This is a genomic window from Haloarcula montana (assembly GCF_035666295.1).
GTDB classification, from domain to species: domain Archaea; phylum Halobacteriota; class Halobacteria; order Halobacteriales; family Haloarculaceae; genus Haloarcula; species Haloarcula montana.
In genome coordinates, this window is sequence record NZ_CP142027.1 from 2023738 (window position 1) to 2043623 (window position 19886).

22 protein-coding genes are annotated in these 19886 nt (G+C 67.0%); 12 read left to right on the forward strand and 10 right to left on the reverse strand.

Going from position 1 to position 19886, the window contains the following annotated elements:
• Positions 1 to 85 precede the first annotated feature (85 nt).
• Entirely contained in the window at positions 86 to 1654 is a 1569-nt protein-coding gene (locus tag VJ109_RS10615; protein WP_324756621.1) for a globin-coupled sensor protein, read from the reverse strand.
• Between the two features lie 197 nt (positions 1655 to 1851).
• On the opposite strand from VJ109_RS10615, the gene VJ109_RS10620 reads away from it, so the two are divergent.
• From VJ109_RS10620 to VJ109_RS10675, 12 genes are all read left to right on the forward strand, one after another.
• Positions 1852 to 2010 carry a hypothetical protein gene (locus VJ109_RS10620; RefSeq protein ID WP_324756622.1) on the forward strand — a complete coding sequence of 53 codons (159 nt, stop codon included), beginning with the start codon at positions 1852 to 1854 and terminating at the stop codon, positions 2008 to 2010.
• 110 nt (positions 2011 to 2120) lie between these two features.
• Complete coding sequence (locus tag VJ109_RS10625; protein ID WP_324756624.1) at positions 2121 to 3110, forward strand: aldo/keto reductase; 990 nt, start codon at positions 2121 to 2123, stop codon at positions 3108 to 3110.
• A gap of 279 nt (positions 3111 to 3389) precedes the next feature.
• Complete coding sequence (locus VJ109_RS10630) at positions 3390 to 4010, forward strand: HAD family hydrolase (protein WP_324756625.1); 621 nt, start codon at positions 3390 to 3392, stop codon at positions 4008 to 4010.
• Positions 4007 to 4930: a CobD/CbiB family cobalamin biosynthesis protein gene (locus VJ109_RS10635; RefSeq protein WP_434737255.1), complete on the forward strand. Its 924-nt coding sequence runs from the start codon at positions 4007 to 4009 to the stop codon at positions 4928 to 4930. The genes VJ109_RS10630 and VJ109_RS10635 overlap by 4 nt, the downstream gene beginning before the upstream one ends.
• Complete coding sequence (gene cobS, locus VJ109_RS10640; protein ID WP_324756627.1) at positions 4921 to 5694, forward strand: adenosylcobinamide-GDP ribazoletransferase; 774 nt, start codon at positions 4921 to 4923, stop codon at positions 5692 to 5694. The genes VJ109_RS10635 and cobS overlap by 10 nt, the downstream gene beginning before the upstream one ends.
• Positions 5694 to 6233: an NTP transferase domain-containing protein gene (locus VJ109_RS10645; protein ID WP_324760338.1), complete on the forward strand. Its 540-nt coding sequence runs from the start codon at positions 5694 to 5696 to the stop codon at positions 6231 to 6233. Before cobS ends, VJ109_RS10645 begins: the two co-directional genes overlap by 1 nt.
• A 40-nt stretch (positions 6234 to 6273) precedes the next feature.
• Positions 6274 to 7320: a threonine-phosphate decarboxylase CobD gene (gene cobD, locus VJ109_RS10650; RefSeq protein ID WP_324756628.1), complete on the forward strand. Its 1047-nt coding sequence runs from the start codon at positions 6274 to 6276 to the stop codon at positions 7318 to 7320.
• On the forward strand, positions 7317 to 8018 hold the full coding sequence (locus tag VJ109_RS10655; RefSeq protein WP_324756630.1) for an adenosylcobinamide amidohydrolase: 702 nt from the start codon (positions 7317 to 7319) through the stop codon (positions 8016 to 8018). The genes cobD and VJ109_RS10655 overlap by 4 nt, the downstream gene beginning before the upstream one ends.
• 9 nt (positions 8019 to 8027) lie before the next feature.
• The gene (locus tag VJ109_RS10660) at positions 8028 to 8678 is read left to right on the forward strand and encodes a cob(I)yrinic acid a,c-diamide adenosyltransferase (RefSeq protein WP_324756632.1); all 651 of its coding nucleotides are present in this window, start codon (positions 8028 to 8030) and stop codon (positions 8676 to 8678) included.
• Between the two features lie 47 nt (positions 8679 to 8725).
• Positions 8726 to 10204 (forward strand): cobyric acid synthase, encoded by a 1479-nt coding sequence (locus VJ109_RS10665; RefSeq protein ID WP_324756633.1) that lies wholly within the window; start codon positions 8726 to 8728, stop codon positions 10202 to 10204.
• A 58-nt stretch (positions 10205 to 10262) separates the two neighbouring features.
• Positions 10263 to 11030 carry a nucleotide-binding protein gene (locus VJ109_RS10670; protein ID WP_324756634.1) on the forward strand — a complete coding sequence of 256 codons (768 nt, stop codon included), beginning with the start codon at positions 10263 to 10265 and terminating at the stop codon, positions 11028 to 11030.
• Positions 11027 to 11569, forward strand: a complete 543-nt coding sequence (locus tag VJ109_RS10675; RefSeq protein WP_324756635.1) for a DUF8054 family protein — start codon at positions 11027 to 11029, stop codon at positions 11567 to 11569. The genes VJ109_RS10670 and VJ109_RS10675 overlap by 4 nt, the downstream gene beginning before the upstream one ends.
• On the opposite strand, the gene VJ109_RS10680 is transcribed toward VJ109_RS10675, so the two are convergent.
• The 9 genes from VJ109_RS10680 to VJ109_RS10720 form a co-directional block, all read right to left on the reverse strand.
• On the reverse strand, positions 11566 to 11799 hold the full coding sequence (locus VJ109_RS10680) for a helix-turn-helix domain-containing protein (protein WP_276222874.1): 234 nt from the start codon (positions 11797 to 11799) through the stop codon (positions 11566 to 11568). The genes VJ109_RS10675 and VJ109_RS10680 overlap by 4 nt on opposite strands.
• A 263-nt stretch (positions 11800 to 12062) precedes the next feature.
• On the reverse strand, positions 12063 to 12860 hold the full coding sequence (locus VJ109_RS10685; RefSeq protein WP_324756637.1) for a helix-turn-helix transcriptional regulator: 798 nt from the start codon (positions 12858 to 12860) through the stop codon (positions 12063 to 12065).
• A gap of 56 nt (positions 12861 to 12916) precedes the next feature.
• Positions 12917 to 13435, reverse strand: a complete 519-nt coding sequence (locus VJ109_RS10690) for a DUF7261 family protein (RefSeq protein ID WP_324756638.1) — start codon at positions 13433 to 13435, stop codon at positions 12917 to 12919.
• Positions 13432 to 13836, reverse strand: coding sequence for a DUF7262 family protein (locus tag VJ109_RS10695; RefSeq protein ID WP_324756639.1), 405 nt, complete (start codon positions 13834 to 13836; stop codon positions 13432 to 13434). Before VJ109_RS10695 ends, VJ109_RS10690 begins: the two co-directional genes overlap by 4 nt.
• Positions 13829 to 14530, reverse strand: a complete 702-nt coding sequence (locus VJ109_RS10700) for a DUF7263 family protein (protein WP_324756640.1) — start codon at positions 14528 to 14530, stop codon at positions 13829 to 13831. Before VJ109_RS10700 ends, VJ109_RS10695 begins: the two co-directional genes overlap by 8 nt.
• Positions 14527 to 14973: a DUF7266 family protein gene (locus VJ109_RS10705; protein ID WP_324756641.1), complete on the reverse strand. Its 447-nt coding sequence runs from the start codon at positions 14971 to 14973 to the stop codon at positions 14527 to 14529. The genes VJ109_RS10700 and VJ109_RS10705 overlap by 4 nt, the downstream gene beginning before the upstream one ends.
• Positions 14966 to 15679: a DUF7289 family protein gene (locus tag VJ109_RS10710; RefSeq protein WP_324756643.1), complete on the reverse strand. Its 714-nt coding sequence runs from the start codon at positions 15677 to 15679 to the stop codon at positions 14966 to 14968. Before VJ109_RS10710 ends, VJ109_RS10705 begins: the two co-directional genes overlap by 8 nt.
• On the reverse strand, positions 15676 to 17562 hold the full coding sequence (locus tag VJ109_RS10715) for a type II secretion system F family protein (protein WP_324756644.1): 1887 nt from the start codon (positions 17560 to 17562) through the stop codon (positions 15676 to 15678). The genes VJ109_RS10710 and VJ109_RS10715 overlap by 4 nt, the downstream gene beginning before the upstream one ends.
• Positions 17552 to 19783: a type II/IV secretion system ATPase subunit gene (locus VJ109_RS10720; protein ID WP_324756646.1), complete on the reverse strand. Its 2232-nt coding sequence runs from the start codon at positions 19781 to 19783 to the stop codon at positions 17552 to 17554. Before VJ109_RS10720 ends, VJ109_RS10715 begins: the two co-directional genes overlap by 11 nt.
• Positions 19784 to 19886 lie beyond the last annotated feature (103 nt).

Genomic DNA, 19886 nt, shown 5'->3' on the forward strand with positions numbered 1-19886 from the left:
CTTTTCCAGCCGATCTGTAGCCGACTGTCGATCGGCTTATCGCTGTCCTCGTGAGCGAAGCCTTCCAGCAGTTACAACGGGTGGTTCACTCAGTCAGTCGGTTCGCCGTTTGTGAGACTTCGTCCACCGTCGCGGCCTGTTGTTCGGTTGCAGCGGCGATTTGCTCGACCTCTTCGACGACGGTATCGGTCTGTTCGACGAGTTCGTCGAGCATACTCGCAATCTCCTCGCTACTTGCGGCTTGGTCGTCTGTCGCAGCCGAGACTTCTTTGATGCCGTTTGCCGTCTCGCGGACAGCGTCGGTGATATCGTCGAGTAAGTCCATCGCTTCGCTGACTCGTTCGATCCCGTGTTCGATCTGCTCTGTCGTCGTGTCGAGGCTCTCGACGGTATCGGTCGTATCAGCCTGAATGTCGGCGACCAGTGCTTCGATCTCGCTGGCACGCGCCTGGGAGTCGCCAGCCAGCGACTTGACCTCGTCGGCGACGACGGCGAACCCGGAGCCGGCCTCGCCGGCACGCGCCGCTTCGATCGAGGCGTTGAGCGCGAGGATGTTCGTCTGCTCGGCGATGTCGTTGATCACGTCGACGACTTCGTCGATCTCGCTGACGCGGTTCTGGAGTGCATCCACGTCGTCCGCGACCTCGTCGACGGCTTCACCGACATCATCCATTACCTCCATTGCATCGTCGGCAGCGGTCTGGCCTTCTTCGGCGAGGTTCCGAGCGCGCGTGCTGTTTGATTCGACCTGTGAGGCGCTCGCGGCGACCTCCTCGATGGTTGCGCTCATCCCGGACACCTCTTCGGTGATGGTATCGATGTGTTCGGCCTGTTCGTCGGTCAGCGCGGATATCTGCTGGGTACTCTGTGCAACGTCGTCGGCGGAACGACGTAGTTCGTCCAGTGGTCCCTCCAGGTCCTCCTCGACTTCCGTTGCTAGCCGTTCACGGCGGGCGACCTCTGCGCGGACCTTCTCGTTGTAGGAGTGGATATACGTATCCGCGACCACTTGCATGTCGAGATTGATGATACGCAGGACCGACAGGAGTTCCCGTTTGAACGCGCTGACCTCTTCGGTGATAGCTGACTCGGCCGAATCGGGGAGCGGTGTCGAGTCGTCTGTCGATCCCGTGGCCGTGCTACCGTCGGCCGCTGTGTCGGGCCATTCGGTTTCGAGTCGGTCGCGCATGCGGGATTCGAGTCGATCGGCAAGCAGTGGTAGGATCAGGTCGTAGTAGACGCCGTACTGGCCGATGTAGTGTTTCATCGGCATTTCGAGGATATCGTGGAGCTTCCCGATCCGGGCGCGGTTCCGGAAGTACTCCTGGCCGTACTCTCCCCCGGCGAGCGTCGCGAAGTACGCTTCCTGTGTCTGTTTGAGCGCGTCGACGGCTTTCGGTGATCGTTCGATGACTTCGATGGTCTGGTCGTGTTCGAGGAGGTTCTCGTAGAACTGCTCGCCGATCGCTTCTGCGTGCTCCTCGAACGTGTCTTGGAGCGCTCGCAATCGGTCGACATCGTTCTCGTCGAACCCGATGAACGCCTTTCGCCAGGCGACCTCGTCTTCGTCGAGACCGATGTCGGACATCAACGCGTCGGCGTCGACTTGGTCGTTCAGACCACCCTGTCCGAACATCTCCGCATAGTCGTCCATACGATGGGACTGTGATGAGTTCTGAAAACGATTTGCATACCCACTCCATCGATGACACGATGGTCGCGGGAGACCGATTCTGTCGGTTGGTTCGGTCCCACGGAACGGACGAACCGGCCGACGCGGACCGCGTAAAACGTCCTGAACGATCTCCGGCTTTTATGTCCTGGTGGGGTGTACCGTTGACGTGGTCGTCGATGGGTGTCTTTGACAAGGCGAAAGTCGTCTCCGGACTGGGGACAGCGGACCGACAGCCCTACGTCTGCCTGTCCTGCCGGAGCGCCTTCGAGATCCAGTACCACTCCTGTCCGGCCTGTGACGGTTACGACATCCGCCGGGCGAAGTGGGTCGAGTAGCTGTCGGCGTCCACATGGCACGTCCGCCGCGACCCGCACGAGCGGGCTCACGCCCGTTTTTGTCCCACTCCAGAGGAAGGCATTAGTGGCAACCACGGCTAACCCAGGGTATGAACCACCGATTGCTCGGTTCGACAGACTACGAGGTAACGGATGTCGGGTTCGGGACGTGGAACATCGGCGGCGACTGGGGCGACGTGGACGCCGAGGAGGGCCGCGAGGCGGTCCGGGCCGCCCTCGACGCCGGCATCGATTTCATCGACACCGCCGACGTCTACGGTGACGGCTTCAGCGAGCAACGCATCGCCGAAGTACTGGACGAGCGGGGAGTGCGAGACGAGGTCACCGTCGCGACGAAGGCGGGTCGTCGACTCGACCCCCACACCGCCGAGCGCTACAACTACGAGAACCTCTCCGGGTTCGTCGACCGCTCCCGGGAGTACCTGGGGACCGACACGCTCGAACTGGTGCAGTTGCATTGCCCGCCCACGGAGGCGTATTACCAGCCCGAGACCTTCGAGGCGCTGGAGCGCCTGCGCGAGGAGGGGAAGATCGCCCACTACGGGGTCAGCGTCGAGAAGGTCGAGCAGGCCCTGAAAGCCATCGAGTACCCAGGGGTCGAGACTGTCCAGATCATCTTCAACATGTTCCGCCAGCGCCCGGCGGAGCTGTTCTTCGAGGAGGCCGCCAGGCGGGATGTCGGTGTCATCGCACGGGTCCCGCTGGCCTCCGGGCTCCTGACCGGAACGCTCTCTCGTGACATGGAGTTCCCCGAGAACGACCACCGGAACTTCAACGTTGACGGGGAGGCCTTCGACCGCGGGGAGACCTTCGCCGGCCTGCCCGTCGAGGACGGGTTCGACGCCGTCGACGCGCTCCGGGGACACGTCCCCGAACGGATGACTATGGCCCAGATGGCACTGCGCTGGATCCTCGATCACGACGCGGTGTCGACGGTCATCCCGGGATCGACGACCCCGGAACACATCCAGGCCAACGCGGCGGTCAGCGAGATGGCACCCCTCTCGAACCAGACCCGCGGGGCGGTGCGTGACGTCTACGAGGACCACGTGTACGACGCTGTCCACCACCGCTGGTAACGATTCCTGTCGGTTTACGTATCTCTTTTCCGCCCGTATATCCGATTCGGACTCCGGACTGCTACCATGGTGAGTGACCAGAACAAGTGGCTGCAGTAGTGCGATTTAGATACGAAATCTGACTGTAAACGCGGATAGAAATATACTTTTTCTGGTAGAAACTCGGCCTAGTAATCAATTTAATCTGATATTTGTCTGACGGTGTCCCGTCGTCCTCGGGAGAGCTCCCGACGCTGCCCCACCGGACAGTTCAAGTACGATTGCAGTAACTACGCGAACGTGGCACTCTCCTTCGACCTGTTCGGGACGCTGGTCGCGGCCGACCGACCCAGTACGCCGTGGGATGCCGTCGCTAGCGCGCTGACTGACCGTGGAGTCGCGGTCCCGGACGACTGGGAAGACGCCTACCGGAACTCCCACCGCGAGTACGAACGCGGCCGGGAGGCACCGCTGCCCGAACACGTCCGCCTCGCCTTGGAGAGCCGCGGTGTCGACGTTTCTGCGCGGGTCGCTCGGGACGCAGTACTCGACGCCTTCGACACGCCGGTGACCGTGCGTCCCGACGCCGGGGCGGCGGTTACCGCTGCCCGGGAGCAGGGACCGGTCGCGGTCTGCTCGAACTGTAGCGTTCCGGGACTCGTCGAACGGACGCTCGACCGTGCGTCGCTCGGCCCCTTCGAGGCCGTCGTCACCAGCGTCGACTGCGGCTGGCGGAAACCTCACCGTGAGATATTCGCAGCGACGGCCGACGCGCTGGGCGTCCCCCTCGCGACGTTGGTCCACGTCGGTGACGACGCCCGTACCGACGGCGGTGCCGGTCGGGTCGGCGCGCGGTCGGTCCTGATCGACGAGACGCCGCTCGCGACGGTCGCGAGACGCTGTCGGGAGGGATCGCTGTGAGCACGGCCGCAGGGTTGGCTGTCCTCGTCGCCGCCGCGTTGGAGGGTGGCCTCGGAGAGCCGCCTACCCGCTGGCACCCGGTCGCCTGGTTCGGCGTGCTCGTCGGTGCCGTCGACCGTCCGTGGGACCAACCCCTCGCCGTCGGCGCACTCGCCGCGGCGGCGCTCCCGCTGGCTGCTGCCGCCGGCGTCGGAACGCTCGTCGTGGGGGCGGGCACGGTCACACCACTTCTCGGCGTCGGGGTCGCCGGTGCCGTCCTGTTCCTGACGACGAGTCTCCGGCGACTTCTGTCGGCAGCGAACGCCGTCGCCCGGGACAGCGACCGGGATGTCGCGGCTGCCCGGGAGGGACTGTTGGCGCTGGCCGGCCGGGACGCGGCCGACCTCTCGCCCGGCCTCCTGCGAAGCGCGGCCGTCGAGAGCGCGGCCGAGAACCTCGCCGACGGGCTGGTCGCGCCGCTTGGTGCGTTCGCCCTCGCCGTCGTCCTCGCGCCGGCGGTCGGGCTCCCACCGCTGCCGGCGGGCGTCGGCGCTGCCGCCTGGGTCAAGGCGGTCAACACGATGGACTCGATGCTCGGGTACCGATCGAAACTGGTCGGGACGCCGGCGGCGCGGCTCGACGACGCGGTGATGTGGCTCCCGGCCCGGGCCAGCGCGCTGTTGCTGGCGGTAGCCTTCCTCGACTGGGGGTGTCTCTGGCGCGCCTCCCGGTGGCTCGATCGGGTGCCGTCGCCAAACTCCGGGTGGCCGATGGGGGTCGCCGCGGCAGCACTCGACAGTCGCCTGGAGAAGCCCGGCGTCTACGTCCTCAACGCCGACTGCGACCTCCCGTCGGTCGCCGGCGCACGCCGCGGCATCCGCCGGGTCGGCGCTGCGGGCGTGCTGGCGTACGTTGTCGCCGGGGTGATCGCGTGGTCCTGACTGCCCTCCGCGGGGCGCTTGGATTCCTCTCGCAGCTCCCGGTCGGACACAGCGAGGCCGCCTGGAACGCCTTCGCGGCGAGCTCGACGGCGTTCCCGCTTGCGGGCTACGTCGTCGGCGCACTCGTGGCTATCCCGTTCCTGGCGACCGATGTCGCTCCCGCGCCGGTCGTGGCGGCGGGCTACCTAGTGGCGGTCGTCCTCGTCGTCGGCGTCAACCACGCCGACGGCCTCGCGGACCTTGGCGACGCCGCGGCCGTCCACGGGGAGGCCAGCGAGCGACGCGAGGTGATGCGTGATACGACCGTCGGGGTCGGTGCCGTCCTCGCGCTGGGCACCGTCCTCGCTGTCCTGGCGCTCGGGGCGCTCGCGACGGCCGCGCTCGCGCCGCTCGTCGCCGTTGCCCTCGTCGTCGCCGCCGAGGTGAGCGCGAAACTCGCGATGGCGACGGTGGCCTGTCTCGGCCGGCCGAGCCACGAGGGGTTCGGCGCGACCGTCGTGGGCGACAAACAGCCCACCGATCTGGCCGGCCCGCTGGCGGTCACCGCCCCCCTCGCCGTCCTCGTCGTTCCGGCGACCGCCGTCGCTGTCCTCGCCGGCCTCGCAGTCGCCGCCCTCGTCCGGCGGTGGGCACACGCTCGCCTGGACGGTGTCGGCGGCGACGTGTTGGGTGCGACGAACGAACTCGCCCGAGCCGCTGCGCTCCACGCCGGGGTCGCGGCGACGGCGCTTCTCGGGGAGGTGCCGTTGTGGACGCGCTGGTGATGTGTGGCGGCCGCGGGACCCGGCTGGCGAGTGACGCCGAGAAACCCCTGTTCCGGATCGACGGCGTTCCGATGGTCGATCGCGTCCTGTCGGCGGTCCGTGACAGCGCCGTCGAGACGGCCTACGCCGTGACTTCCCCGAACGCGCCGGAGACACGCGCCCACGTCGACGCGCCGGCCATCGAGACACCGGGAGAGGGGTACGTCCCGGATCTGGAGGCGGCGCTGTCGGACGATCGGCTCTCGCGGCCGGTCCTGACAGTCGCCGCGGACCTACCGCTGCTGGACGGGCCGGTCCTCGATCAGGTCCTCGCGCGCCACGACACCGGATCGCTGACGGTGCTCGTCCCGGCGGCGCTGAAACGCGAGTTGGGCGTCAGCGACGACACGACGTTCCGGCGGAAGGGCCGTGAGGTTGCACCGACCGGCGTCAACGTCGTCGGCGACGACGGCGACGACGCGGTCCTGTTCCACGATCCCCGGCTGGCGATCAACGTCAACACGCTGGCCGACGCCCGCGTGGCGGGCCGGCGCCTGTAGGCGCGAAAGCTTCTCCACGGTGCCGGCCGTCCCGAGGGACATGGACCCCGATACGGTCGCGGCGCTACGGGCGCAGGGTGGGACCGACGGCGCCATCGACGCCGACGGCCGGGTACCACACGGTAGCAGCGACGACCCGGAACTGCTGGATTTCAGCGCCAACACGAACCCAAACACTCCCCCGGGCGTGACCGCGGTCTTCGAGGACGCGCTTGACCGCGCACGGAGCTACCCCGACGACGGCTATCCCGAGTTCCGCGGGGCCGCCGCGGCGTTCGTCGACTGCGAGCCCGGCCAGGTCGTCCCGACCGCCGGCGGCCTGGAGGCGATCAGGCTGGCGATCCAGACGACCGTTCGGGCCGGCGACTCCGTGCTCGTCCCCCGCCCGAGTTTCGGCGAGTACGCACGCGAGGTCCGCCTCCAGGGGGGCGAGCCCGCGTTCGTCGCCCACGACGAACTACTCGATGCGGACCCCGAAGCACACGCCCTCGCGATCGTCTGCAACCCGAACAACCCGACCGGCGAGGCCGCCGACCCGGACGCGCTCCGTTCGTTCGCCGACCGCTGTCGGGACGCCGGGACGACGCTGCTGGTCGACGAGGCGTTCCTTGGGTTCACGGACGAGCCGTCGCTTGCCGGTCGCGATGGGGTCGTCGTCGCCCGCTCGCTGACGAAACTGTTCGGGCTCCCCGGCGTCCGGATGGGGTACGCGGTCGGGACTGGCGACCTCCTGGAACGGTTGGTGACGGCGCGGCGCGCCTGGTCGATGAGCACTGCCGCGGCCGCGGTCGGCACGCACTGTTACGGACAGACAGCGTTCGTCGACCGCACGCGCGAGCGGGTCGACCGCGAACGCGAACGGATGCGCGAGCGCCTCCGGACCCGGTTCGGTGTCGCTCCCTCCGACGCCCCGTTTCTCCTGTTGTCGGTGTCCGACACTGACGTCGACGACCTCCTGACCGAGGCCCGCGAGGCCGGCATCGCGCTCCGGGACGCGCGCACCTTCCGCGGGCTCGACCGTCACGTCCGTGTCGCGGTCCGCACGCCGGCAGACAACGACAGGCTCCTGGAGGCACTGGCGGTGTGACGTTCCAGACGACAGTCCGGGAGGGTGTCTGCCAGCTCCGCCGGCCCGGTACCCGCTGGCTGTCGACGGCGTGGGACGGCGGCTACGAACGGACCGACGCCGCCTACAACGTCACGGTCCCGACGGCGTTCGACCGGACCGACCTCGACGCCTACCGGGCGGAACGGCTCGGAGCCGCTGGCTTTCCGGTCGGGCCGACGCTGTTGACCGGCGTCCGGATGGCCGACGCCCGCCGTGCCCGCGACGGGCCGGTGACCGTCGTCGCGACGGCGGGGCTCTCGAACCCCGCGGCCCTCCCGGTCCACGCGGACCGACCGGCTGGCGACGAGGCCGACGCCGGCACGGAGACGTGGCGTCCCGGCACGGTCAACCTCCTCGTCGGCGTCGAGCGGTCACTGGCCGACGGCACGCTGGCGACGCTCCTGGCGACCGCCGTCGAGGCGAAGGCCGCGACGCTCCAGGCGCTCGCCGGCGTCCCGGGGACAACTTCCGACGCCGTCCTCGTGGGCTCGGCACCTGACTGCGAGCGGGCCGCGTTCGCGGGGAGCGCGACCGCGGTCGGCGCCGCGACGCGGGCCTGCGTTCGGGACGCCGTCGCTGCGAGCCTCGATAGCCACTACGACGACGGCCCGCCCGTCCCGGCCGACACCGACCACGGCGTCGTCACCGACCGCCAGACAGATGTCGACCGCCCGTAACCTCCCGGTATGGACGACAACGACGCCGGCCCGACGGCGGAACCGATCGAACCGGCAAGCCCCGACGAGTTCGGCCTCGTCCAGGTCTGGTGGGGCGACGGAAAGGGAAAGACAACCGCCGCGCTGGGGATGGCGACCCGGGCGGTCGGCCACGGCTACCGGGTCCACCTCCTCCAGTTCATGAAAGGCGGGACCGGGACGGTCGAGGACGTGCGGGGCGAGTACAACGCCATCGCGGCCCTGCCGGGCTTTTCATACGAGAACGCGGGCCACTACGGCTGGCACGGCTTCCTCGACGGCAGCGACGACGACGAACACGCCGCACGCGCGAAAGGCGCCCTCGACCGCGCTCGTGAGGTCGTCGACGCGACGGCCGAGGCACCCGCGGACGAACCGTTCCCCGCCGACGGGCCGGCCGACGCGGGCGTCGACATGCTCGTCCTCGACGAGGTACTGTACGCGGCCAACCGCGGTCTGATCGACCCCGAGGACGTCCTCGCGCTGATCGAGGCCAAACCCGACTCGCTCGAACTCGTCCTCACCGGGGGACACGACCGGCCAGAGTACCTTCTGGACCACGCCGACCTCGTCAGCGAGGTCAGCAAGGTGAAACACCCCCTCGACGCCGGTCACTCCGCGCGCAAGGGAACGGAGTACTGACTCGCCGCCGAACCACTCTTGTCCGTCGCGCGCGCAACGTCGACCAGATGCCTGACGCGCGGACGATACTGGTCGCCGGGACTGCCTCCCACGTGGGAAAGAGCACGGTAGCGGCGGGGCTCTGCCGCGTGCTGGCCGACCGTGACCGCTCGGTCGCGCCGTACAAGGCCCAGAACATGAGCACGAACGCCCGCGCGACACCCGGTGGCGAGATCGGCGTCTCCCAGTACGTCCAGGCCCGGGCGGCCCGCGTCCCCCCGCAGACGGACCACAACCCCGTCCTGTTGAAACCGCGGGGGGACGGGGAGTCCCAACTCGTCGTCGACGGCGACGCCGTCGCGGACGTTCCGGCGGGGCAGTACTACGACCGCTACTGGGACGACGCGCTCCGGGCCGCCCGCGCGTCCCACCGCCGACTCGCCGCCGACCACGACGTGATCGTCGCCGAGGGGGCGGGATCGATCGCCGAGATCAACCTCCACGACCGGGACCTGGCGAACGTCGAGACGGCCCGCTTTGCCGACGCCGACGTCGTCCTCGTGGCCGACATCGAGCGCGGGGGCGTCTTCGCCTCGCTCGTCGGGACACTGGAGTTGCTGCCGACGGATATCAGGGACCGAGTCGTCGGCGCGGTGATCACGAAGTTCCGAGGCGACCGATCGCTGCTCGCGCCCGGACTCGACGCCTTCGAGGACCGAACTGGCGTCCCGGTCCTGGGCGTGCTCCCCCACGACGACCCCGGACTGCCGGAGGAAGACAGCGTCGCACTCCCGCCGGTCGGGCAGCAGGCGATTGAGGGAACCGACGACGGCGTCGCCGACGCGGACGCGGTCACGGTCGCCGTCCCACGGTTGCCCCACATCTCGAACTTCACCGATCTCCAGCCACTCGCCGCGACACCGGGAGTCCGTGTCGCCTACCTCCCGCTCTCGGCCTCGCTGAGCGACGCCGACGCGGTGGTGCTTCCCGGGAGCAAGAACACGGTCGACGACCTGCTCGCACTCCGGGAGGCCGGCTTCGACACGGTGCTCTCGGCGTTCGACGGCCCCATTGTCGGGCTCTGTGGCGGCTACCAGATGCTCGGCGACCGCATCCACAACGCCGACATCGAGGGGACCGGAGACAGTGAGACAGTCGAAGGACTGGGGTTGCTCCCCGTCGAGACGACCTTCTCGCCCGAGAAGACCGTCGAACGTGTCACCCGCCGTCTCGACGGGGTCGGTCCCCTGGCCGGTGCGACCGGCGTCGTCGAAGGATACGAGATTCACATGGGTCAGACGACGCCGACCGCTGACGTCTCCCGGCCGTTCGACTCGACCGGGGCAGCGACGGATACGGTCCTCGGAACCTACCTCCACAACATCTTCGCCAACGACGAACCGAGAGTTGCCTTCGTGAAAAATACGATCGAAACGGCCGGAACGGAGTATCGGCTGGAGCCTGACCCCGAACAGGACGACGCCTACGACCGGGCGGCTGCGCTCGTCGTCGACCACGTCGACCTCGGGCCGTTGGGTGTCGACTGAGTTTTTTCAGCCGAAAAGTCTGCGAAGTTTTTTGTGCGAGCGCGAACCCAGAACCGCCATGGTCGAAGTCTTCGCCGTCGCCAGCGGGAAGGGTGGTACCGGGAAGACCACCAGCACGGTCGCCCTGGGGATGGCACTGGCCGACCGGTACGACGTGACCGTCGTCGACGCCGACACCGGGATGGCGAACCTCCTGTTTCACGCGGGCCTCTCGGACGCGGAGACGACGCTCCACGACGTCCTCGCCGGCGACCGCCCGATCGGTGAAGCGACCTACGACCGCTTCGGGATGACGGTCGTTCCCTGCGGAACGAGCCTCGACGGATTCCGTGACGCCGATCCGAAACGACTCCGTGAGGCCGTCGCGACGCTTGCGACCGACACCGATGTCTTGTTGTTGGACTCCCCACCGGCATTGGATAGTCGCGCTGCGGTCCTCCCGATCGTGATGGCCGATCGGATCGTCGTCGTCCTCCAACCGACCATTCCCGCCATCTCGGACGGCCTGAAAGTCCAGGAGTACGCGAGTTCCTACGGGACCGGTGTCGCCGGTGTCCTGTTCAACAAGGTCCGGCCCGACGAGGACATCGAGGGGATCGCCGAGAAGACCGAGCGGTATTTCGACGGACCGACCCTGGCGACAGTGCCCGAGAGCGAGCAGGCCCGCGAGGCCCGCCGTGCCGGCCGGCCGCTACTTGCTCACGCACCGGAGTGTGACGCCGCCGGCGCGTTTCGCCGTGCTGCAGACGTACTCTCCGTACAACCGGTTCCCTCGGAGACTGTGGCCGATCGGGTCCGCAGCGCCGTCATCCCCGAACCGCCATGAACCTGCCGCGCGGTCGCTTGGAGAAGTCACGCGTCGTCGCTGACCCGCGCGACACACTCGCCGAGGCGCTCGACCGGGGCTTTACCGGCTACACGGTCTTTGAATCCCAGGACGCGCTCCTGCTCGACGCCGACGGACGGGGTATCGTCACGTTCGAAGACGGCGTCCCGACACGAGCCTACCACACCGGTACCGAGCGGGGCGGCCCGCCGGCGCTCGCGGACCTCGCTGTTCCCGGGCCGTACCACGTCACGATGTACGCGACCGAGTCGTCGGCACTGTCCGACTCCGGGGACGACGTGATTCCGCCCGGGATGGCCGCGGAGCGACTCGCCGGGGACCCGGCCCTGGCACGGAGCACACGACGGGCCGCACCGACGGATCAGCCACGCGCTTCGACGGACGAGACAGCCGACTCGACCGAGGAGTCGACACAGGGAGCGGTCGAGGCCTTCCTGGAGAACGAAGCGAAGATCGAAGCGATCCGCGAACAGGCTCGCACGGAGGCACAGGAGCGTGCCGAGGAGTGGGACCTCTAGTCGGTCCGAACCGGAATCCACCAGACACGCGAGCGCCCGCCGACTTTCTTGCTCGTGATGTCAGTCTCGTCTTCGAGTGCGTGTAACTTGTTCAGTGCCGTCCGGCGAGAACAACCCAATCGGTCGGCGATCTCCGACGCAGTCAGTGGCTCAGCGTAATCCTCACGCTGCTTGAACACCTCGATGACATCCGATTCAGTGTACTGGATTTCCCGTCCGGGTGGTGACATATCCACACCGACGACCCGATGTTACTTATAGATTGAACCGGCACGACCCGACAGTCCCTGTCCGGTGAACGTCGGGCCGTACCCGTGGTTCGGAAGTTGGTGTTACAAGCGCTGTACATGTATTCGGGTCCGTAACACAGTGCAGTGCGTAGGTATAGGTCGGTATCGGCTTCAGTAACAGATGCCCTTCCGCTACGGCGTCCACGGGTGCCCCATCTGACGCTTCGGCCCCTCCTTCATCCGCTGGTCGCCGCCATCCGTTTTCACTCCGGTGCCGACAACACGGTCCCGAGCGGCGTCGCAGCCTCGCGGTACTGTTCGAACTGGTCGATCGCCCACTCCCGTGCGACCGGGTCCTCGACGACCAACGTCACACGGAGGTTGTTCCGGTCGTCGTAGGCGCCCAGACAGCACCCGCGGTCGTCGACGACGAGCCCGAAGTCGAGCGACGATTCGTGGACGTAGAACTCGATCGATTCGTGGTCAATCCCCCGTTCCAGTTCCTCGTGGAACTCCCGTTCGGAACGCTCCAAGACGCCGTCGTCGATGATCGATTCGATCCGGACCCCTCGTTCCAACAGCGTCGCAGCGGCCTCGTTGAACGTCGCTGCCACGATCGGGGAGATCGTCTTGACCGGCCCTTCGGCGTCGGCAAACCAGTCGGTGAGTCGGTTGACGGGTGCCAGCGGCGTCTGTTCGCTGCTGACGGTTATCGTTCCGGCGTCGAAGACGATATCCGGGAGTTCGTCGCCGATCGGTCCGAGATACTGCGCAAGCGGGCCGAACTCCCTGGCTCGCTCGGCCTCGCTCACCAGTGCGGCGTACCGTTCGTACATCCGTCGACCGGTTAGCGTCAGCCGATAGTCCCCGTCGACTTTCCGGACCCACTGCCGGTCGCTACAGCCAGCTAAGATCCGTTGGATCGTCGTCCGCGTCGCGTCGATCCGTTCACACAGTTCACAGGGACGCGCCGGCGACTCGGCCAGCGCGGAGACCACAGCAAACCGTGCGGGTGAGCCGGTCAGAAATTGGATGTCCCGGTGAACTGCATCCCCTGTCATTACTACGGCATACGGCCGTACGATAAAGAATGACTCGGTCGTGTCCAGTCGCGTCCTCAGCTGGCCACCGGGACGACGACGGTGACAGCGGTCCGACCCCGCTGTGTGGTGACTGTCACGTCGAACCCGACCGCCAGCACGTGGGTTCGTCCGGCGCGCTCCTGGACAGCGACGCCCCGGTTGGTCCGACAGGGGCCGAACGCACGGTTTGGACCGCTGGGACAGTTCGAACGCTGCCAGGCTGTCGCGGCCGTCTCGTTGTAGCTCACGTTCCGAATTACCCCCTCCCGGATACCTGCTGTCCGGAGCCGATCGAGCGTCGGTGTGAGGGTCCCGCGGACGGCACTGACTGCGGCACTGCGGCGGGACCAGCTGTAGTCCCGTGGAATACCTCGACTGGCTGCTGGCACCGACCGTTCGAGGACGCGTAGTGTCGCGGCGGTCGGATCGTCGTCGTCAGCTGTCGCATGGACGTCCCCGTGATAGCCGAGTTGTAACGCCGCAAGCACCAGTAGCGCGATCGCGATCGCGACCAGTACCGCGGCGACGAGGACGAGCTGTCCGCGTTCGCTCACGCGTACCACACCTCGACTCTGACCTGTCCGGCGCCAGTCGGGACGACAGCTGTCCCTGTCACCGTCTGTCGTGGTTGGGCGAGGCCGACGGCCCCATGTGGTGTTTCGATCCGGAATAGAACGTTTCCGGGGAGAATCCGTTCGACGCGTCGTTCGAGCGCTCCGCGTTCCCGATCGAACGCTGCCTCGCTCGCGACGACTTCCCGGAGCCGTGTCGAACCACCGTGGCGTGGCTGTTCGTTTGCCAGTACCGTCGCCACGTCGGTAGCGTACGCTTCTAGTTGTGCTCCGCGGGTATCCGCCGCCGGTGGTCCAAGCGCAAAGCCGAGCGTGACACTCAGGATCACCACGACGCCGATAGCCACTTCGAGTACCGACAGCGGCAGCTGTCCCCTACGCATCGACGGTCACCACCAGCGTCGCCTTCGTCGTCCGGGGCGGTGCGTACTTTACAGTCACCGAGCCTGCTGGGACCACTCCGGCTCCCTCGAAACGCAGTTCCGTCGTTTCGTAGGGGACCAGCGACACGGTGAAGGTCCCGTTTAGCCCGCTCCGGTTGTGCAGGACGACCCGCTCGTCGGCTCTGACCGTCCACAGTTCCGTCCCGGGCGGTGTCGAAACCGTGATCGTCGCGCTGTCGGTCCGGCGGGGCAACGTCACCGAACCGCTCCCGGTTACGTTCGGGGTGACTGTCCGTGTCTCACGACGCTCGACGAGGACGATCCGTCGAACCGTCGTTCCCCCGCTTGTCGTTCCGGTCGATGCCAGCCGTGATCCGTTCAGCGAGACTGCGACGGTGGTATTCCGCGCGGGCGGAACCGTTCGGACGAGTTGTTCCCGATCGAATGTGCTGACTCTTGTCGCGTTGAGGACGTTAGCGCGTGCCGCCAGCGGTCCCGCCGGAGACACGAGCCGATCGGCAGTCGTCACGGCCAGTCGCCGTTCGTCGGCCGTTCGATCGTGTCTGGCCAGCGTTCCGTCCGCGACTGCCAGTGCCAGTCCGGTTACGACAGTCAACAACACCAAGGCGACGGCAAGCGACGGGAGAGCGGTCTGTGCGCGTTCCGCCGCGGGCCTGTCCAGTGCTACCCTCATGAATCCCCCTCCAGTGTCACCGTCACGTTTCCTCGCCCGCCGGCTACCCTGACGGTCGTCTGCTCTCCGCTCTCCCAGGCTCCGTCGAGGCTGTCGACCCGGCTCGGAAGGACCGGCTGGACACGCCCGTCGATCGACGGGTCCGGATGGTCGAGGACGAGCGAGTCACCGTCCGTCCGGATCGTGTAGGCAGTCCCGTCGATGGTCGCCGGCAGATCGACCCGGACGCTGGCGGCCACGGTCCGTGCTCGCGGTGGCACCGCCGCTTCGACCCGTGCTGCCGACTGCACTAGCGTCCGCTCTCCGAGTTCACTCCCCACTGCGGACTGATACTCCGGCACCACGCCGCCGTACAACGTCGTCGTCAGGAGCCCGATGTAGAGGACGACGATACCGAGCCCCAGCAGCTTCTCGACGACCGTACTGAGTCCACGATTATCCATGTGCTACCTCCGTTCGCATGTCGTGGACGACGAGATAGACGGTCTCTCGTCCGCCGACACCGGCGACGACGCTCGGCGTCCCGTCACCGTCGATATCGCGGGTCCGGGTCGACAATCCCAGCCGGCGGAAGTAGCGTCTGAACGCCTCGGGCGTCGCTGTCTCGATCGCGATCCGATAGTCACCTCTTGGGAACCGCTCACGCGTGTGGCTGACGTTCGTCCGGAGCCGTGCGGTCACGGTATCGCCGGCGATCGCACCGCCGCTGGCGTTGAGCCGTGGTGCCCCGACGACTACCGTGTCGTTCGTCCGTGTGACGGTCAGCGACGGCTCGCGAACGAGCCACGCCTCGTCGGGCCGACCCCGAACCACGGCGCCGCCGACGAACGCCGTTCGGGCGCCGGACGTGGTGTAGACGAGCGCGTCTATCGGGACGACACGGACGACACCGCTGGCGTTTAGCACGCGTAGTTCCCGCTTGGCGCTCCCGACGTGTCCGTCGGTGAATCGGAGCTGTGTTGTCCCCTGACCGGTCTGTTCACTGGGCTCTAGCCCGTTTTGAAACGCATCCGCGACCCGCGTCGCGTCGGCCGTGGCCGTCTGTCCGTCGACGATGCTGCCGACTGTCGCGGTGAGGCCGCCGAGTGCGACGAGGGTCAACCCCAACAGGAGGACGACTCCGACGACGTGTGACTGTGCTCGCTTCACAGCAGTCCCACCCCGGCGTAGACGACGTAGCCCAATACGACCAGCAGACTGGAGTGGAGCAACGCCTCGTAGACACCCCGACTGGCGGTTCCAGCGAACCAGCCACAGGAGACCATCGTGGCCTGCGTGACGAGATAGAACCGGCGACGAGCACTGGCGGGATCGATCGCTCTCGGATTCAACGCGATGCTCTGTCCGCCGGTGACCGCCGACAGCTGTGCGAACCGGTCGAGGACGTAGACGTTTACGGCCACGGTGATACAGACGACCAGGAGCGCGGTCGTCCAGCCGACGGCGACGTAGACGAGCAACGCCGACCGGAGCGCTTTCCGCTGATGATAGAGTTTCCCGATCTCCGTCTGGAGCGTCTCGAATATCTCCTCGGCGTCGCTGCCGGCGTCGAGGGCACCGACGACGAGCCCGACCGTCTGCTCGGCCAGCGGCGTCCCGACTCGGTCGACGAACTGATCGAGCGCCGCGGCACGGCGGTCCGCCGAGGCGTCGGCGGGGCTGTCGCCCAACTCCAGCGTGAAGGCAAGCGCCCTGACGTCGTCGGCGAGCGCACCGAGTTGGATGTCCTGTGCGACACGTCTGACTGCGTCCGGGAACGGCCGCCCCAGTGCCACGTGTCCCGCGACTGCGTGGACGAAGTCCTGTATCTCTCGGTCTTTGGCGTCGTCTAGTCTCGCACGGCGGATCGAGACCACTCCGATCGGGAGACCGACGGCCGCGTACGTGAGTATGGCGACGTTCAACGGCCCGTACCCCACCGCCCACAACCCGGCTGCGATCGGTCCGCCGATCGGGACACAGACGGCCGTCGCACTTGCCGGGTTCGACGGCGCCGTCGCCAGGACCGAGACGAGATCCCCCGGACGGCTGTACGACGGTGCTCCCGCGTTGTGTGGCCGGAGCGTGACGACGACCGCGGCCGAGAGTGCGCCGGCTGCGAGGACGAAGACGGCACTGCCTGCGACGACGACGGTCTGTGTCGAGACCGACCCCACCGGGGTCGAAACAGATCTCGACAGCCCCGGCGCGAGGACGCTCATCACCGTCACGATGAGGACGACGAGTGCGGGGAGGATCAGCAAGACGACGAACAGTTCCGCGAGCAGTTCGAGATACCCCGTCGCCCGCTCGTGGCGCCGACTCTGTTGGTGTGAAAGGAGCCGTCCTTCCATCTCCAGATACCCCTCCAGCGCTTCGGCGCTCTGGTTTGCATGCTCCCGGAACTTCAGCAGGAACGGCGCAAGGAGGTCCCGAGACGGGGTTTCGCTCGCCACCCGCTCTAACCCCTCGTCGAGGCTTCCGGTCAGCGCGGCCCGGTTGAGCGCGCGTCGGAACGCGACGGCGGTCTCGCCGTACGCGTCCTGTTGGGCGACCGCTCGCAACATCGCTCGCTGATCCTGTGCCCCCGCAGCGAGGACGCGGAGGTACCGGACCGCTCCCGGAAGTGTCGACTCGATGTCGGCCCGCCGTGCCGTGGCGACCCAGGCGAGGTATCGACCGCCAAGCCTGAAGACGACCCAGCGTGTGAGGGTCCCGACGACGAGACCGACACCGGCGGCAGCGACTCCACGCGGGACTGCGGGCAGTTGTACACGATCGAGTACCGGGAGGCTGTTGCTCCCGACCGTCGTGACCGCGTCGACGGTTGCCGGCGGGAGCAGTGCGACAGCCGATGCGGCCACCGCCCCACTCGCCAGACAGACTATCCAGGAGAGTGCGTACAACCGTGCCACGTACAGACCGAAGTCGACATCCGGGTTCGCTTCTCGATACCGCTCTCGCGTACGGACGTGGCGAGTATCGTCCGCGTGATGCCCGAACAGGGCATACAACCCTCGGTCGAGCAGTCCGAGCGTCCCATCAGTCGTCATCGCTCACCCCTGTTTCGGGTCCAGCGCCGTCCGCCTCTGCCTGTCGGCGCAGTCGCTCGACGGTCGCTGCCTCGTTGGTCTGGAGATCCGCCAGGACGCCGAACAGGTCGTCGAAGTCCCGACAGTCTTCCCGAACCAGATACTTGACGTACCGATGGCGGCGGTGGAACCGATCTTCGACGGCTTCGATCGGTTCGTCTCTGAGCCGCCCGAGTCGTTCGAACACCTCGGTCCGGACCTGGCGGTCCTCGTCGCCGAGCGACGGGTGGTCGTAGCCGACGGCGTAGCTCCCGTCGGACTGTCGCCAGCAGACCGTGTTGTAGTGGAGGACGGTGCCGTCCTTCCGGATCGTGCCGGCCCGGTCGCCGCTCTGTGGCTCGTCGACGAACTCGACCACCTCGCCGACGTAGCGGTCACCGTCGATATGCCGCGGAAACACGACCAGATCGATCTCTTCCAACAGATAGGTCGGGACTCCCTTCTCGATGCTGCGGTTGACGAGCGTCTCGATGTCGTCGGCGTGTGTCGTCCCGATGACGCCGTGGCCGGTGTTGAGCGCCTCTGCGAACGTCTCGAACGACGCTGGCGTGTTGATCTCGGCGATAACCTCGATATCCGGGTTGAGGTAGTTGCATTGTGTCATCAGATCAGCCATCGTCACGCGCCGGTGGTCGCGCTCGTGGTCCCGTGTCGTCAGCGACACCCCAGTTTCGTGTGGAATCCGGACCTCCCGTGACCCTTCATCCATACTGATCGGACGGTCACGGTAGGGAATGAACGGCATGTGGGCGTTCATCAACGTCGTCTTCCCGACACCGGTTGCACCCGAAAACAGGACGACACCGTGGGATTCATAGAACAACCACAGCAGCGCGACCAGTTCTGTCGGTAGCGAGTCTCGCTCGATCAGATCGACTGGTGTCATCGCGTCGGCTGACTGTTTGCGGATCGAGATGTGTGGGCCGCCCTCGCTGATCGTCGGGAGCGCGACCGCACAGCGGACCGTCTCGTCGGCGTCGTGGACGGCTTCGCTGTCGGGATCGACGTTGACCTTCGCGCTCGGGTTCGAGGCGTTGAGTTCGGTCCCGTCGTCAGTAGCCAACTGGGTGACGACGTTGACGAACCCCTGTTCGGAGTCGAACTGGAGGTTGGTCGGAACCCGGCCGTCGTGGCCCAGGTCTGCCCGGGGGAGCACTTTGATCCGTTCGCCGACACGGTTCGCTTCGATGTCTTCGAGCGTCGGATCACGGATCGGAACCGTCAGCTGTCCGTACCCGACCATATCACGGAGGACGTAGTACAGCAGGTCGTCGAGGCGGCCGTCGGAGAACCGACTGTCGACCGGTGGGACCGCCAGGTCGAACTCCGCCAGGGCGGCCCGCAGTCTGTATCTGGCCGCATCGAGCCACTCGGTCGTGTTTCGGACCGTCAACTGTCGTGCGAGCAGTGATCGGGCACGCTCGCGGACGAACTCGACGCGGTCCTCGACGAGCCCGTCGACGTTCGTCTCCCAGATGCGCTCTTTACACTCCTTGATGAGTGTTTCGTCGCCGGGCAGTAGCGACGGCTCTCTGACGGCGTATTTCGTGGTGAACGGGTCCGACCCCAGCAGGTGTTCGCGGTAGACGACGACCGGGATCTCGAACTCGTGAAACTCGACGGTGTGGCGCTCGACGCGCTCGCTGGTGAACCGATCGATGTAGGACGGATCGGTGTCGAGGTCGGTCTCGGCGGGCGCGTAGTCGGCGGTGTGGACGACGACTCCGTCCTCGTCGATATCGGCGACGTCGATCCGGTCGTCCAGTGCGTACGGCGTCAGTTCGCCGAGACACGCCAGCGAACAGAGTGCGTGGTATTCGATGCGGCGACGGCCGGCCGGCGAGCAGTCGACGAGCCGGTCGATCACCTGCTGGTGTTTCGGGTCGAATCCCCGCTCCATCCGCTCGACAGCACCTTCTCTGGTCCGTGGCCGCTGTCGTTTGGCCGTCTCGAAATACTTCTCGACCGTCGCGAGTGCCTCGGCTTCCCCGGTAGCGAAGACCGGTTCACGGACCTCGTAGCCGAACCCGTCCTCGCGCGAGCGGATGGTAACGACGACGCCAGGATAGACCTCGTCTTGCTCGCGGACCGTCGACGCGTACCAGGCGTCGGTGTCGTCGGGCGGAACCGGCGATGGAACTGCCCGTCTCCCTCCTCCCTCGGTACCCCCTCGATTGCTCATCTTGGAGAGGTTTGTCTACCGATTTAATTTAAAACTTAGGAAAGGGTATAGAACGTATTGTCGGCAGTTTCACCGAGCGATGTCGACAGTCACTGTCTGGTCC